Source organism: Streptomyces triticisoli (genome assembly GCF_003270085.1).
GTDB lineage: Bacteria > Actinomycetota > Actinomycetes > Streptomycetales > Streptomycetaceae > Streptomyces > Streptomyces triticisoli.
Genome location: NZ_QFDQ01000108.1, coordinates 1 through 15,323 on the forward strand (window position 1 = coordinate 1; position 15,323 = coordinate 15,323).

Here is a 15,323-nt window from a genome sequence, read left to right on the forward strand (position 1 = left end):
CTCATCGAATCGGACCGCCTCGCCGGCGTCCGGGACAACGGCAACGACTGGTGGTTCAGCCAGAAACACAAGGCGTTCGGCGGCAACGTGCAGTTCCTCGCGGCCCCCGACGGCGCCCCGCATGGGGCATCCCCTGCTCGAAGAGCTTGGGGAAGGGTCTCCGACGTCGAACCCGGCAGCGTCCCCGACATCACCGCCGCCCGTATCCACGCCCTGCCCGCCCTGTACAAGGCGGCGGCCGACGGCCTGCCGGCCCTGGCCGACAAGGGCTACATCGGCGCCGGCATCGGCATCCTCGTTCCCGTCCGTCGCCCCAACAACCAGTCCGAGCAGGCACTTTGCACGGACACCCGCGCCTTCAACACCCTCGTGCGGAGCGTTCGGGCCCTGGGCGAGCGCACCGCTGCCGAGCTCAAGCAGCGCTGGCGCACGCTGCAGCACATCACCCTCAGCCCCAGCCGAATCGGCGACAACGCCCGCGCCGCCCTCGTCCTCAACGGAATCTGGAAGTGACCATCGTTGAGAAAACCTCAGTGACTCCCTGGTGGTGGTGGACGCTGTGGGGGCGAGGGAGATCGCCTATGCGGCGGTGCGCACCGTGGGCTTGAACAGCCAGGGACACCTGGAGATCCAGACGGTGCACGGAGAGTCCTATGCGCCGTTGGTGTTCATGGGCTCTTTGGTCGACCGGTTCGTCAAGACCTCCGACCGTGCGGCGCTGGAGATCCGTAAGAAGCTGCCGGACAAGAGGCTGCCAGCCGAGGAAGCCCCTCCGGTGCGAAAGCGGCTGATCCGCCCCTGTCTGCCGGCGGATGCGTGTCTGGTCCTTGCGCTGGTGGCGGTGGTGTCCGGCGGGGTGAGGGCGCTGCTGTAAGCGCGGGGAACGGCCGGTGCGGGGGCGGTGCGGGCTACCGGGGAGCTTCGGCACACGTGTACAGGCACTGGAGGGCTGGTGCTCGGCCTGACGCGGATGCACTGTCGGCGGCATGCTCACATGGTCGGGAGCACCGGCTGTGCGGGGAGGGAAAGGATGGTGGGTTCGCTGATGTCCACGTTCTCCTATCAGGAGGCGGTCGGAAGAGCCCAGGCGTTCGACAGTGGTCGGCGGCCGGATCGGGGTTCGGCGCCGGACCCCGACCCCCGGCAGGTCGTCTGGTGGCGGGTGCCGGAGCTGCGCCGCATGGTGCGGCTTCCGTTTTTGGCGGCAGGGATCGGGCTCTGCCTGGCGGGTGTCCTGGTCAAGGACCTGGCGATCGGCGGCCTGCTGGGGAAGGGCAGCGCCGGCGTCAACTTGGCGCTGCTGCTGGGGGCGCTCGGCTTCGTGGGGATATGGTTCAGCGTCTGCGGTCTGCGGGTGGCGCGGGGAGCTTCCCGCGCGCTGCGCTCGGGGTCGTCGCGGTCCATGCGCTACGTCCTGTTGCGCGAGCCGGACAGCACCTACCCTTTCATGCTGCTGTTTCCCGAGGGCGGTGGTGAACAGGCCCCGCCAGTGAGTGCGGTGGTCCTGGGAGAGCGGCGTCTGGCCGCGCTGCCCGAGGCGGTGGGCACCGCCCGGCTCCACCAGACGTCCGGTGAGAGTCTCTACGCCGTTCCGTGGGTGGTCGGCCGTCCCTACTATCCGTTGGACCGGATGTTCCCGCTCGATCCGGACGACCCCGAGTGCGCCAGGTCGCTGGACCGACTCGTCGGAATGCAACCACCCGAGGCACGTTGAATCTTCTGGTGGCGGACCCCCTGGCGGCGCGACCCGCGCGTGCGCTGGGGAGGGAGGTCTTCTCATGGCGCCACAGGTCTTGACAACCGAATTGGTCTGGACCAAATTAGGGCGCGCTCCACCCTCCTCGATCCCCCCATGTCCGGAGGCAGTTGTGGACCGCGACAGACAAAGACCAGCCAGACCGGGCAAGCGCCGCCTGCTCGCCGCGCTCACGGCCACGCTCCTTGCCCTGCCCGGTGTCACCGCGCTCACGTCGCCCGCGCGAGCGGCCGACGCGGACATCCTGCGCAACGGCGGCTTCGAGGCGGGGCTCGACGGCTGGACCTGCTCGGGATCCGGTACGACGGTGAAGACTCCGGTCCGCAGCGGCAGTTCGGCGCTGCAGGCAACCCCGACAGGCAGCGACAACGCCCAGTGCACGCAGACGGTGCCGGTCCAGCCGAACTCCCAGTACACGCTGTCGGGTTACGTCCGAGGCTCCTACGTCTACCTGGGCGCGAGCGGCACCGGCACCACCGACGTCTCCACCTGGACCCCGTCCGCCTCCGACTGGCAGCAGCTCACCACCACCTTCCGCACCGGTGCCAACACCACCAGGGTCACGATCTACACGCACGGTTGGTACGGCACGGGCGCGTACCACGCCGACGACCTCTCGCTCGTCGGCCCGGGCGGGAGCACCGGCGAGCAGCCGCCCGCCGCTCCGACCGGCCTGAAGACCGGCACGATCACCTCGACCAGCGTCGCCCTGTCCTGGACCCCGGTGACCGGCGCCACGAGCTACACGGTCTACCGCGATGGCACGAAGGCCCAGACGGTGACCGGCACGTCCACGACAGTCACCGGCCTGTCGTCCTCGACGACGTACGGCTTCCAGGTCGCGGCGGTGAACGCCGCGGGCGAGTCCGCCAAGTCGGCGACGGTGACGGCGAAGACAGCCGGGGACGCGGGCGGCCCGGGTGGACCCGGCGGCGGCACGGACCTCCCCGCACACGCCCTGGTCGGCTACCTGCACGCGAGCTTCGCCAACGGCGCCGGATACACCCGCCTGGCTGACGTCCCCGACAGCTGGGACGTCATCGACCTGGCCTTCGGTGAACCCACCTCGGTCACCTCGGGCGACATCCGCTTCAACCGCTGCCCGGTCACCGAGTGCCCGAACATCGAGAGCGACGCCGAGTTCAAGGCGGCCATCAAGGCCAAACAGGCGGCCGGCAAGAAGGTCCTGATCTCCATCGGCGGCCAGAACGGCCAGGTGCAACTGACCACGACGGCGGCCAGGGACACGTTCGTCTCCTCCGTCTCGAAGATCATCGATACCTACGGCCTCGACGGCCTGGACATCGACTTCGAGGGCCACTCCCTGTCGCTCAACGCGAACGACACGGACTTCAGGAACCCGACGACCCCCGTGGTCGTCAACCTGATCTCGGCCCTGAAGACCCTGAAGGCGAAGTACGGCGCCAAGTTCGTCCTGACGATGGCCCCGGAGACCTTCTTCGTCCAGATGGGCTACCAGTACTACGGCACGGGCAGGTGGGGCGGCCAGGACCCGCGCTGCGGCGCGTACCTCCCGGTGATCCACGCCCTCCGCGACGACCTGACCCTGCTCCACGTCCAGGACTACAACTCGGGCCCGATCATGGGCCTGGACAACCAGTACCACTCCATGGGCGGCGCGGACTTCCACATCGCGATGACCGACATGCTCCTCACGGGCTTCCCGGTGGCCGGGGACGCGACGAACGTCTTCCCGCCCCTGCGCCCCGACCAGGTGGCCATCGGCATGCCGGCCTCCACGAACGCGGGCAACGGCCACGTCTCCCCGTCCGAGGTCACCAAGGCCCTGGACTGCCTGACCAAGAAGACGAACTGCGGCTCGTACACCACCCACGGCACCTGGCCGGCCCTGCGCGGCCTGATGACGTGGTCGATCAACTGGGACCGCTTCGGGAGCTGGCAGTTCCAGAGGAACTTCGACGCCTACTTCGGCCGGGGCCGCTGAGCAACAGCCACAGCGAGGAGAGCAGCACGGCGCTCAGGCACCAACTGGCCACGACATCCAGCGGCCAGTGGTAGCCGCGCCGCACGAGCCCGTACGACACACCGAGCACGAGCGCGGCGCACACGCCGACGACCGCGCACCGGGCGAGAGCGGTACGCAGCCAGGGCAGGAGCACGAGCGTCGCGGCACCGTAGGCGACGGCGGCGGTGGCCGTGTGCCCGGAGGGGAAGTAGCCGACTCCGGGCGGCACGGCCGCCGTGCCGTGCCGGGCCGTCCACTCCTTGAGCGGTACGACGAACACCGGCACCAGCACCATCAACCCTGCCGCCCCGAGAGGCGCCGGCCACCACCGGTCCCTACCCGCGGCCCGCCCCCGCCAGGTCACATACCCGAGCACGACCACGAGCACCGGAACCGCGACCTGCACGTTCCCGAGATCCGCGAGCAGCTCGGAGCCCCGGTCCGGACGCAGCAGAACACGACTGACGTCCCGGTCCACACCCAGAAGCGGCCCATGGCTGACGACCTGCCAAGTGATCAGCGAGAAGAGCAGAGCCGGAACACCGGCGAGCCAGACGAGAAGAGAAGAAACCCGGGAGGACGACACGCGCACAGCTTCGCAGGTACGGCGACAAATGGCGGATTTGGGCCACGACCGACTCCCCTGACCTGGGCTTTCCGTTCGGGCACGTGGCCCAATTCCGCCACTTGTGCCCGCCCCCACTCAGCCCCCCGCCCAGGCGCAGTCGGCGCACCTGCTGAGAGGCGGCGAGGCCCGGCACGCCGAAGGGCCGGCGCAAGGGGGGGAGCTGCGCCGGCCCTACGGGGAACGGTCCGTCTGTTGCCGACCGTCCGGATCGGAACGTCGCGCGCCCCGGGGGGTGTGGGGCGGGCGACCGTCCGATCGGTGAGGAGAACCGGAGCCTGCCGGCTCCAGGTGTGTGCGCGAGGCACGACCAGGTCGAAGCTGGGGAGGCTACGGCCTGTCGCCCACAGTTCCCTGTGGACGGGTGTTTCTCTCATCTGGGAGAGAACCTACGGCAGCGGGTGGACGCAGAACAGCCGGAACGGCGTCCTGTCATCCACCTCGCACACCTTCTTCACATGCTCTGCCGCTGGCTGCGTCAGGCGTGCGAATGCACTGCTCAGATGCGCGTCAGATGCGCGCGAACGCCTGCTCGATGATGTCCAGGCCCTCGTTCAGCAGGTCCTCGCCGATGACGAGCGGGGGCAGGAAGCGCAGCACGTTGCCGTAGGTGCCACAGGTCAGGACCAGCAGGCCCTCGGCGTGGCAGGCCTTGGCGAGCGCGGCGGTCGCCTCCGGGTTCGGCTCCTTGGTCGTACGGTCCTTGACCAGCTCGATGGCGATCATCGCGCCGCGGCCCCGGACGTCGCCGATGATGTCGAACTTCTCGGCCATGGCGGTGAGGCGGGCCTTCATGACCTCCTCGATCCGCAGCGCCTTGGCGTTGAGGTCCAGCTCCTTCATCGTCTCGATCGAGCCGAGCGCGCCCGCGCAGGCCACCGGGTTGCCGCCGTAGGTGCCGCCCAGGCCGCCCGCGTGGGCGGCGTCCATGATCTCGGCGCGGCCGGTCACCGCGGCCAGCGGGAGGCCGCCGGCGATGCCCTTCGCCGTGGTGATCAGGTCCGGGACGATGCCCTCGTCCTCGCAGGCGAACCACTGGCCCGTGCGGCAGAAGCCGGACTGGATCTCGTCCGCCACGAACACGATGCCGTTGTCGGCGGCGAACCGGCGGATCGCCGGCAGGAAGCCCTTGGCCGGCTCGATGAAGCCGCCCTCACCCAGCACCGGCTCGATGATGATCGCGGCCACGTTGTCCGCGCCGACCTGCTTGGTGATCTGGTCGATGGCCTGTGCGGCGGCCTCGGGGCCGGCGTTCTCCGGGCCGGTCGGCCAGCGGTAGGCGTAGGCGACCGGAACGCGGTACACCTCGGGGGCGAAGGGGCCGAAGCCGTGCTTGTACGGCATGTTCTTCGAGGTCAGCGCCATGGTGAGGTTCGTACGGCCGTGGTAGCCGTGGTCGAAGACCACGACCGCCTGGCGCTTGGTGTACGCGCGGGCGATCTTGACGGCGTTCTCGACGGCCTCGGCGCCGCTGTTGAACAGGGCCGACTTCTTGGCGTGGTCGCCCGGGGTGAGCTCGGCCAGCGCCTCGGCGACGGCGACGTAGCCCTCGTACGGCGTGACCATGAAACACGTGTGGGTGAAGTCGGCGAGCTGGGCGGAGGCGCGGCGTACGACGGCCTCGGCGGACGCGCCGACGCTGGTCACCGCGATACCGGAGCCGAAGTCGATGATGCGGTTGCCGTCGACGTCCTCGATGATGCCGCCGTCGGCGCGCGTGACGAAGACCGGCAGCGTGGAGCCCACGCCCTGCGCGACCGCGGCGGTACGGCGGGCCTGCAGTTCCTGCGACTTCGGGCCGGGGATGGCGGTGACGACGCGGCGCTCCTGCGGAAGTGCGGTCATGCGGGGCTCCTGGGGGTGAAACGGACGCTTTCCTTCTTTTCTCGCAGGCTAGGGCCGGGGAGGGGTGCCGGGCATGCTCCATGTGGGCGTTGTCGGCGGTCGCGGTTGGCCGTGGTGGATATAGAAGGGGGGCGGGCGGAAAAGGGTGGAGCACTGGCGCGATGGCGTACGCCTTGCCGCGCAATCGGTGAACTCCCCTTGCCCGGGCGTTAGATTGACTCGCGGATGGTGGACGGAACGGCTGGTCAGGGGGCAGGAGCGATGGACGACGGGACGCAGGACGCCCGGGGTACGCATCCGAGGCATGCGAACCCGGTGCCGCGCCCGGCGGTGCCGCGGGACGCACCCGCGACGCCACCGCGGCCGACCCGGCCTCCGGGCGCGCCGGACGCGGCGTACGAGCAACCCCCGGGGCAGGTCCCGGGGCAGGTCCCGGGGCAGAGGGCCGCCGTCGCCGACTGGCTCGACACCCCCCGCCCGGCCGCCGCCCCCGGCGTCTGGCGCTTCGGGCACCGCCCGCCCAAGGCCGCCCGCACCCCGGACCGGCTGCCCCCGATCACGGTCGTCGGCCTGCTGATCCCGCTGGTCGTAGGCCTGCTCGTCTGGTCCCTGTGGCGGCAGGGCGCCTTTCCCTACCAGTGGGCGCCGCTGAAGCTGTTCACGCCGGACGACTGGTGGTGGGGCGGCACAGTCTCCCCCAAGGGAACGCAGGGCCGCGAGGCCATGGTGGTCTACGACGGCGTGTTCTTCACTGTGCTCGTCTACGCCGTCGGCCGCCTCGGCAGCTGGCCCGACGTCGCACGGCACTTCGTGGGCCGCCGCCCGCAGCCCGCCCGGGCCCTGTTCGCCGGGGCGGGCGCCCTGATCACACTGAGCCTGGTCTTCCCCGGCGCCTTCCCGGTCGTCGGCTGGGCCCCCGTGCCGGTCGTCGATCCCGTGTTCTCCCTGGTCGTGCTCGTCTCCGGCGGCTACGGCCTGTTCGCCTCCCCGCTGTTCACCAACACGCTGTACGCGCTCGTCACCCTGCTGGTCGTCTGGCCGTTCGCCCGCCTCGGCGGCTGGCGGGCGTACGTCAAGGAACTCGCCGCCCGCCGCCGGGCGACAACCGACCCCGCCGCCCCGCCCCCGGCGGACCTGCCCCGCTCGCAGTGGCCCGAGCTCCGGCGCGCCGGGCAGTACCAGGCGGCCGATCTGTTGGCCGCCGAGGTGGCCGGCGGCCGGATGAACGACGTGGACTGCGCCCGCGTCGAACGGATGTGGGACCAGGCCCGGCGGGAGGGGCGCCCGGCCGCGTTCACCGACACCGTGCTGCGGCAGGGCGGCGCCGCCTGGACGCACCCCTCCGGTGCCCGCGACCTGCCGGGCCGCACCGCCCGCCACGACCTGCTGGAGGGCCAGGTACGCCTCGGCCGGTGGAAGCCGGGGGAGCAGGGCCCGCACGCCTACGAGGGCGCCGGCGCCGCCGTCGACCCGGACGCCCTCGGCACCTCGCTGCTGCTGGTCGGCCCGCCCGGCTCCGGCAAGACCCGGCACGTCACCGGGCCGGTCACCGAGGCGCTGGCGCTGCAGGCGCTGACCGGTCGGTGCGCGGTCGTCGCCGTCTGCGCCGCCGGGACCCCGCTCGGCCCGGATACGGCGTACGACGTGGTGGTGCGGATCGGTGACCCCGCCTCCGCCCACGACCTCGATCCCTACGCCGAGTGCGACGACCCCGACGAGGCCGCCACCGTCCTCGCCGAGGCCCTGGTCGGAGACCTCGACACCGTCGGCAACCAGAGCGCCGCCACCGCGCTCGCCCAACTGCTCGGCCCCTACCGGGCCGCGCACGGGCACTTCCCGCCGCTGCCGGTGCTGCGCGAGTTGCTGGAGGGCGAACCGGGCGCGCTGGCGTCGCTGCGGGCGGGGCTCGCGGCCGGCGAGCACGCCGTGATGCGGCGCGAGCTGGACGCCCGGATGCGGCAGGCCGGCTCCGCGGCCGACGCGGGCCCGGCCCTCGCCAACCGGCTCGCGCTCCTCGACCGGCCGGTCTTCGCCGAGTTCTTCGGCGGCGGCGCCCGCGACAGCAGGCCGTTCTCGCTGCGCGCCGTGGCCCACCATCCGCTGCGGGTCCGCATCGACCTGCCCGAGCGGGGGCACGAGGAGGCGTCCCGGCTGATCGCCCGGCTGGTCCTGGCCCAGTTCCACACCGTCGTACGGGACACGCGGCGCCCGCACTTCGCCTGCCTGGTCCTCGACGACGCCACCGGGACCGTCACCGCCGAGTCGGTGCGCCGCATCCAGCGGCTGCGCGCGCAGAACGCCGGGGTCGTCCTCGCGCTCCGCTCGGTCGCCGACGTGCCCGAGGCGCTGCACGGTCCGCTGCTGGGGGCCGTCGGCTGCCGTATGGCGCTGGCCGGGGTCACCACCTGGGACGGCAGCCGGTTCGCGCACGCCTGGGGCACCGAGTGGGTGGAGACCAAGGAGGTGGCCAAGCACACCGTCTTCGCCCACCAGCCGATGACCCGCGCCATCCACGCCCTGCGCAAGCTGGTGACCGGCCGGGCCGTGACCACCGACGCCGTGACCACCAAGCAGGTCGAACGGGAGCGCTGGTCCGCCTCCCAGCTGGCCCACGAGATCCCGCCGGGGCACGCCGTGCTGTCGCTGACGAGCGTGGGGGGTGAGCACGCGCCGCCGCTGCTGGTGGATCTGCGGGGCTGAACGAAGCGGACATCTGTACGTACGGTCACGCGTCGACCGTACGGTGAGGCAGAATCGACATGGGTCGTTCATACGTGACGGCCAAAAGTCCATGATCCTCATCGGATCTCCGCAGACCAGAAGGCCCCATGCCCCCGACGCTCGCCTCGCTCGTCCACCACTCCGCGCTCAAGCTGACCGTGCGCGCGGGCGAGAACCGTCTGGACGTACCCGTCCGCTGGGCCCACGTCAGCGAACTCGCCGACCCCGTGCCGTACATGGAGGGCGGGGAGCTGCTGCTGATCACCGCGCTCAAGCTGGACGCGGAGGACCCGGCGGCCATGCGCCGCTATGTGAAGCGGCTGGCCAAGGCCGGCGTCGTCGGAATCGGCTTCGCCGTCGGCGTCAACTACGACGACATCCCCGAGGCACTCGTCGACGCGGCCGAGGAGGAGGGGCTGCCGCTGCTGGAGGTGCCCCGCCGCACCCCGTTCCTCGCCATCAGCAAGGCGGTCTCGGCGGCCATCGCGGCCGACCAGTACCGCGCGGTCACGGCGGGCTTCGCCGCCCAGCGGGAGCTGACCAAGCAGGCCCTGAACGCCGGGCCCGAGGGGCTGCTCGCCGCGCTCGCCACCCAGGTCGACGGCTGGGCGGCGCTCTACGACGCCTCGGGCGCCGTCGTCGCCACCGCACCGGAGTGGGCGGGCCGCAGGGCCGCCCGGCTCACCGCGGACGTCGAACGGCTGCGCGACCGGCCGGCGCCCGCGTCGGCCGTGGTCGGCGGACCCGAGACCGAGGACCGCGTCGAGCTGCACTCCCTCGGCACCGGCCGCCGCCCGCGCGCCGCGCTCGCCGTCGGCACGGCCGCCGCCCTCGGCACCGCCGAGCGGTACGCCGTCCACTCCGCCATCGCCCTGCTGACCCTCACCACGGAACGCTCCCGCTCGCTGCACGCCGCCGAGCAGCGGATCGGCGCCGCCGTCCTGCGCATGCTGCTCGCCGGGCAGCCCGACCACGCCCGGGCCGTCGCCGGGGACCTGTACGGCGGCCTGCTGGACGCACCCTTCCGGATGATCGTCGCCGAGGCCGCCTCGGCGTCCGCCGCGCGGGCGCACGCCGACGCCCACGCGCGCGTGCAGCCCGCCAAACCGCCCTCGGCCGCCGTACTGGCCGCGGTCGACACCAATGGCGACCCGCTCGCCGCACTCGCCGAGGTCGTGGAGACGGCCGCCGTCCGGTCCGGGGAGGCGGTGCTGGTCGTGCCCGAAGGAGAGCGGCTGGTGGTGCTGGCCGCCGACGGGGGCGCGGCCGTGGCGGCGTGCGGGGAGTACGCGGAGGCGCTGGAGGCGGCGCGGGCCGGGGCCGTGGGCGAGCAGCCGGGCGGCGGCGAGGGGGACGAACTGGTCGTGGGCCTGTCCGCGCCGGCCGGGCCCGTCGCGACCGCCGCCGCGTACAAGCAGGCCGAACAGGCGTTGTCGGTGGCGCGGCGGCGCGGACGCGTACTCGTCGAGCACGAACAGCTCGCGTCCGGTTCGGTGCTGCCGCTGCTGGCGGACGACGCGGTCAGGGCGTTCGCCGACGGGCTGCTGCGCGCCCTGTACGAACACGACGCGACGGGCCGCGGCAACCTGGTGGCCTCGCTGCGGGCCTGGCTGTCACGGCACGGCCAGTGGGACGCGGCCGCCGCCGACCTCGGCGTGCACCGGCACACCCTGCGCTACCGGATGCGCAGGGTCGAGGAGATCCTCGGCCGCTCCCTGGACGACGCGGACGTACGGATGGAGCTGTGGCTGGCGCTGAAGGCGACCTCGGCGGAGTAGCGGAGTAGACGTACCGCTCCTGTGCCAATCCGGCACACCGCCGTTCGCCAGTGCTCCACCTCGGACAAGCGCCGACGGTCCATCCCGGCCCTACCGTTGACGACGCAAGCAGACACCCCAACGCGGAAGGGCCGGGACTCTCACAATGCCAAAGGAAGATATGGCAGCCCCCCACGCCTTCTGGCTCGCCGGCCGCCAGGCCACCGGCGAGGACACCTTCGATGTCACCTCCCCGTGGGACGGCCGGCTGGTCGGCACGGTGAGCGTGCCGACCGACGCGCAGGTCGAGGAAGCCGTGGCCGCCGCGTACGCCGTACGGGACGAGTTCGCCGCCACCCCGGCCCACGTGCGGGCCGCCGCCCTGGACCACGTCAGCAGGCGGCTGGCCGAGCGCACCGAGGAGATCGCGCAGCTCATCTCCGCCGAGAACGGCAAGCCGATCAAGTGGGCGCGCGGTGAGGTCGGCCGTGCCGTGTCCGTGTTCCGCTTCGCCGCGGAGGAGGCCCGCCGGTTCAACGGCGGCGAGGCGCAGCGCCTGGACACCGACGCGGGCGGCCAGGGACGCCTGGCGCTCACCCGCCGTTTCCCGAAGGGTGTCGTGCTCGGCATCGCGCCGTTCAACTTCCCGCTGAACCTGTGCGCCCACAAGGTCGCTCCGGCCGTCGCCGCCGGCGCCCCGATCATCCTCAAGCCGGCCCCCGCCACCCCGCTGTCCGGCCTGATCCTCGGCGAACTGCTGGCCGAGACCGACCTGCCGGCCGGCTCCTGGTCGATCCTCCCGGTCACCAACGACAAGATGCCCGCCCTGGTCCAGGACGAGCGGCTGCCGGTCATCTCCTTCACCGGTTCGGAGAAGGTCGGCTACGCGATCATGGACTCGGTGCCGCGCAAGCACTGCACCCTGGAGCTCGGCGGCAACGGCGCGGCCGTCGTCCTCGCCGACTGGGCGAGCGACGAGGACCTGGACCGGGCCGCGAACCGCATCGCCACCTTCTCCAACTACCAGGGCGGACAGTCCTGCATCTCGGTACAGCGGGTGATCGCCGACGCCTCGGTCTACGACCGTCTGCTGCCGCGCATCGTCGCCGCCGTCGAGGCCCAGGTCACCGGCGACCCCTCCGACGCCGCGACCGACGTCGGCCCGCTGGTCGGCGAGGACGCCGCCAAGCGCGTGGAGTCCTGGGTGCAGGAGGCCGTCGAGGCCGGCGCCACCCTCCACACCGGCGGAAAGCGCGACGGCGCCTCCTACGCGCCGACCGTCCTGACCGACGTACCGGCCGGCGTGACGATCGCCTGCGAGGAGGTCTTCGGCCCCGTCCTGACCGTGCAGAAGGTGAACGGTGAGGCCGAGGCCTTCGCCACGGTCAACGACTCCAAGTACGGCCTCCAGGCAGGCATCTTCACCCACGACCTCCAGACCGCCTTCCGCGCCCACCGCACCCTGGAGGTCGGCGGCGTGGTCATCGGCGACGTCCCCTCCTACCGCGCCGACCAGATGCCCTACGGCGGCGCCAAACAGTCCGGAGTGGGCCGCGAGGGCGTGAAGTTCGCGATGGACGACTACACGTACGAGCGCGTCCTGGTCCTGACGGGGCTGGCCCTGTAGGCCCGACGGTCCGACAGCCGACGACGACCGGAGCCCGCTGTGCGTGGGCTCCGGCCGTCGTCGTAGCTGGGGTGGGCGGCTTGCTCCTGGGCGACGCGGGCAAGATTCAGGCCCTCGCGCGGGGTGCACAGCACGGTTTCCGGGCGCGGTACAGGTCGCGCAGCAAGGCGATCTCCGCTCCGTGGTGCAGCAGTTCCTGGTTGACCCACCAGACCGTTTCGATGAAGGGGTCGTCGGGGTCGCTGCCGTGCGGGTAGGTGCTGTGGCCCACCGTGTCGAGGGCGGTGTCGTCGGCGCTGAGCAGGGCTCTTCGCCATGCCGAGGCGGCGTCGGTGAAGGCTGCGATCGCCCCGGTGGCGTCTCCGCTGCTGCGGAAGTCGTCCCGGGTCAGCGTGTGGTTGCCGGCCGTGTGGTCGGCGCGCAGGGCCAGCAGTTCGGTGAGGTGGCTCAGGCGCCAGGCGATCGTGGTGAAGGGCGGCGGGAACGGGTGCGGGGCGGGCGTCGCGTCGCGTCCCCAGTCACCCGTGCCGGTCAGGAGCGTCGCGCGCGGACCCGGCCCGTCCGCACGCCGTCTGACCGACCAGCAGTCCGGCACCGGCTCCCAGAGGTACTCCTCGCTCGTCAGGGGGCCGACCTCGATGTCCGTGCCGTTGCCGCTGTCCATGACCGGGCCGGTCAGCCGGTCGGCGAGACGCTTGCGGGCGAAGTCGAACTGCTGCAGCAGCGGGGACAGACGGGGCGGCACGGTCATCAAACGCTCCTGCGACGGCATGGTGGGGCGGTTGAACTGCTGGTTCGCCACCCTGTCACAGCCGGTACCGCCGCGCGTTTCATTTTCGGGGGCGTTCGTCGCTGTCCGCGAGTCCGCTCAAGTCCCCAGCCGGTGAGGCCGATCCGTGCCGGCCGCGCGGACCGCTGAGAGCCGTACGCTCCTGCCGCTCCCTGGGGTCAAGTCACCCTCGGATCAAGGGTATTCGCACGGAGTTGGGTTTCTTGCCGCCAGCTCTGAAAGGAATGTTGCGCAACTTCCGCTTCACATCTACGGTGACGGCATGCGACCGAAGCGCAAGCCCGAGCGGATCACCGACCTGTCCCGTCTGAAGGCGTTCACGAACCCGCTGCGGCTGCAGCTCTACCGGCTGCTGTACGCCACGGGTGCCGCGACCGCCTCCCAGCTCGCCGAGCAGGTCGACCAGGCGCCGTCGCTGGTCAGTTACCACCTGCGCAAGCTGGCCGAGCACGGCTTCGTGACCGAGGCGAGCGGCCGGAGCGCCGACGGCCGGGAGCGGTGGTGGCAGGTGGCGTCCGAGGAGGGCTGGGGTTTCCGCGACTCGGACTTCGCGGACACGCCCGAGGGGGCCGCCGCCGTCGGCGCGGTGACCCGCGGCATCGTCGACAACCGCATCACCCAGTACCGCGCGTACCTGGACCAGACGGCCGCCTGGGGCAAGGCGTGGACCGACGCCGCCTTCAGCTCCGAGTGGATGCTCGACCTGACCCCGGCCGAACTCGCCGAGATGAGCGGCGAGCTCGAGGCGCTGGCCCGGCGCTGGCGGGAGCGCGGCAAGGCCGCCAAGGCGGCCGGCGACACGGAGGACCGCGAGCACGTGTCCGTGCACCTCTACGGCTTCCCGTTCCGTCCCTGACCCGGCCGTACCCACGACTCACCGGAGCCCGCCATGGCCACCGCACAGACAGCCCTGCCCGAACGCGCCACCACGCCGGCCCACCGCGACGGCAACGTGCTGCGCTGGCTCACCGCCTACACCGTCTCCCTCGTCGGCGACAGCGTGTACTTCGTCGCCCTCGGCTGGTCCACCCAGAAGGTCGCCGGCCCCACCGAGGTCGGCCTCGTCATGGCCGCCGGGGCGCTGCCGCGGGCGTTACTCATGCTCGGTGGGGGCGTGGTGGCCGACCGGTTCGACCTCCGCCGCGTGATGCTCGGCAGCGACGCGCTGCGCTGTCTGCTCATCCTCGCGGTGGCCGCCGGTATCGCGCTGACCGCACCGGCCCTGTGGATCCTGGTCGCGGTGGCGCTCGTCTTCGGTGCCGTGGACGCCCTGTTCGTCCCCGCGATCGGTGCCCTCCCGCCGCGGATCACCAGCCCCGGCCAGCTGGCCCGGGTCACCGGCATGCGCTCCCTGTCGGTGCGCCTCAGTCAGATCGCCGGCCCGCCCATCGGCGGCCTGGCCATGGGACTCGGGGGAGCGGCGGCCGCCTTCGCCGGCGCCGGCCTGCTGTTCGCGCTGTCCCTGCCGCTTCTGCTGACGATACGGATACGGCCCCTCGAGGAGCGCGACGAGGAGCAGCCGGAGCCCGGCACCGCACGCAGGGACCTGGTCGACGGCCTCCGGTACATCCGCCGCCACCGCCTCATCGGTCCGCTCGTCGCGGCCGGGGCCGTCTGCGAGCTCGGCCTCACCGGCACCCTCAACGTCGGCATGGTGCTCCTCAACGCCGAGCGCGGCTGGGGGCCTTCCGGCTACGGCTGGATCGTCAGCAGCTTCGGCGCGGGGGCGGCGGCCGGCGCCGCGCTGCTCGCCATCGCCGGCCGGCTGCCCCGGGCCGGCCTGATGATGGCCGGGACGGGGCTCGTGGCTTGTGCGGGAGCGGCCGCTGTCGCACTGGTTCCGACCCTTTGGACGGCCGCGGCGCTGGCCGCGGTCATCGGACTGGGCGCGGGTGTGTACGGCAGCCTCAACAGCGCCCTCGTACAGACCGCGGCGGACCCCGCCTATCTCGGCCGGGTCACCTCCGTCGCCATGCTCACCGTGGTCGGTCTCGCGCCCCTCAGCTACCCGCTGGTCGGCGCCGCCATCGGAGCCTGGGGCGCCGCCCCGGTGTTCGTCGGCTGCGGTGCCTTCGCCGGCCTGGGCGTGGCCACCGCCCTGGCCTCCGACGCGGTGCGGCGCGCCGAACTGCCCCAGTAGCGGCCAGGACGCACGGGAGCACCGGGGTGGTGTCCAGGCCCGTTGTCAGGGGCAGGCGGGACCAGCGCGCGCACC

At 72.2% G+C, this 15,323-nt stretch carries 12 protein-coding genes; 9 read left to right on the forward strand and 3 right to left on the reverse strand.

What is annotated here, in order from left to right; genetic code table 11:
- From DEP02_RS17050 to DEP02_RS17065, 4 genes are all read left to right on the forward strand, one after another.
- On the forward strand, positions 1-513 hold a 513-nt coding region (locus DEP02_RS17050), incomplete at its 5' end, for a transposase family protein (RefSeq protein ID WP_232839166.1).
- 31 nt (positions 514-544) lie between these two features.
- On the forward strand, positions 545-874 hold the full coding sequence (locus DEP02_RS17055; protein ID WP_112468269.1) for a hypothetical protein: 330 nt from the start codon (positions 545-547) through the stop codon (positions 872-874).
- Positions 875-1,030: 156 nt separating this feature from the next.
- Complete coding sequence (locus DEP02_RS17060) at positions 1,031-1,714, forward strand: hypothetical protein (RefSeq protein WP_157977472.1); 684 nt, start codon at positions 1,031-1,033, stop codon at positions 1,712-1,714.
- 154 nt (positions 1,715-1,868) lie between these two features.
- Positions 1,869-3,722, forward strand: a complete 1,854-nt coding sequence (locus DEP02_RS17065) for a chitinase (RefSeq protein ID WP_232839167.1) — start codon at positions 1,869-1,871, stop codon at positions 3,720-3,722.
- Here the strand turns inward: DEP02_RS17065 and DEP02_RS17070 are convergent.
- Both DEP02_RS17070 and gabT read right to left on the reverse strand, forming a co-directional pair.
- Complete coding sequence (locus DEP02_RS17070) at positions 3,652-4,329, reverse strand: phosphatase PAP2 family protein (protein ID WP_112468275.1); 678 nt, start codon at positions 4,327-4,329, stop codon at positions 3,652-3,654. The two genes, DEP02_RS17065 and DEP02_RS17070, sit on opposite strands and share 71 nt — an antisense overlap.
- Before the next feature lie 549 nt (positions 4,330-4,878).
- Complete coding sequence (gene gabT, locus DEP02_RS17075; protein WP_112468277.1) at positions 4,879-6,213, reverse strand: 4-aminobutyrate--2-oxoglutarate transaminase; 1,335 nt, start codon at positions 6,211-6,213, stop codon at positions 4,879-4,881.
- A 261-nt stretch (positions 6,214-6,474) separates the two neighbouring features.
- Here gabT and DEP02_RS17080 point away from each other — a divergent pair, with 261 nt between their 5' ends.
- The 3 genes from DEP02_RS17080 (at position 6,475) to DEP02_RS17090 (ending at position 12,318) form a co-directional block, all read left to right on the forward strand.
- Positions 6,475-8,913 carry a type IV secretory system conjugative DNA transfer family protein gene (locus DEP02_RS17080; RefSeq protein WP_112468279.1) on the forward strand — a complete coding sequence of 813 codons (2,439 nt, stop codon included), beginning with the start codon at positions 6,475-6,477 and terminating at the stop codon, positions 8,911-8,913.
- A gap of 128 nt (positions 8,914-9,041) precedes the next feature.
- A complete protein-coding gene (locus DEP02_RS17085; protein ID WP_112468281.1) occupies positions 9,042-10,712 on the forward strand; it encodes a PucR family transcriptional regulator in 1,671 nt (556 codons plus the stop codon).
- A gap of 160 nt (positions 10,713-10,872) precedes the next feature.
- Positions 10,873-12,318, forward strand: coding sequence for an aldehyde dehydrogenase family protein (locus DEP02_RS17090; protein ID WP_112468283.1), 1,446 nt, complete (start codon positions 10,873-10,875; stop codon positions 12,316-12,318).
- A gap of 106 nt (positions 12,319-12,424) precedes the next feature.
- Here the strand turns inward: DEP02_RS17090 and DEP02_RS17095 are convergent, their stop codons facing one another.
- Positions 12,425-13,069, reverse strand: coding sequence for a DinB family protein (locus DEP02_RS17095; protein WP_112468315.1), 645 nt, complete (start codon positions 13,067-13,069; stop codon positions 12,425-12,427).
- Between the two features lie 301 nt (positions 13,070-13,370).
- On the opposite strand from DEP02_RS17095, the gene DEP02_RS17100 reads away from it, so the two are divergent.
- Positions 13,371-13,964 (forward strand): winged helix-turn-helix domain-containing protein, encoded by a 594-nt coding sequence (locus DEP02_RS17100; protein ID WP_112468285.1) that lies wholly within the window; start codon positions 13,371-13,373, stop codon positions 13,962-13,964.
- A gap of 33 nt (positions 13,965-13,997) precedes the next feature.
- Positions 13,998-15,248, forward strand: a complete 1,251-nt coding sequence (locus tag DEP02_RS17105; RefSeq protein WP_112468287.1) for an MFS transporter — start codon at positions 13,998-14,000, stop codon at positions 15,246-15,248.
- The last annotated feature ends 75 nt before the right edge of the window (positions 15,249-15,323 follow it).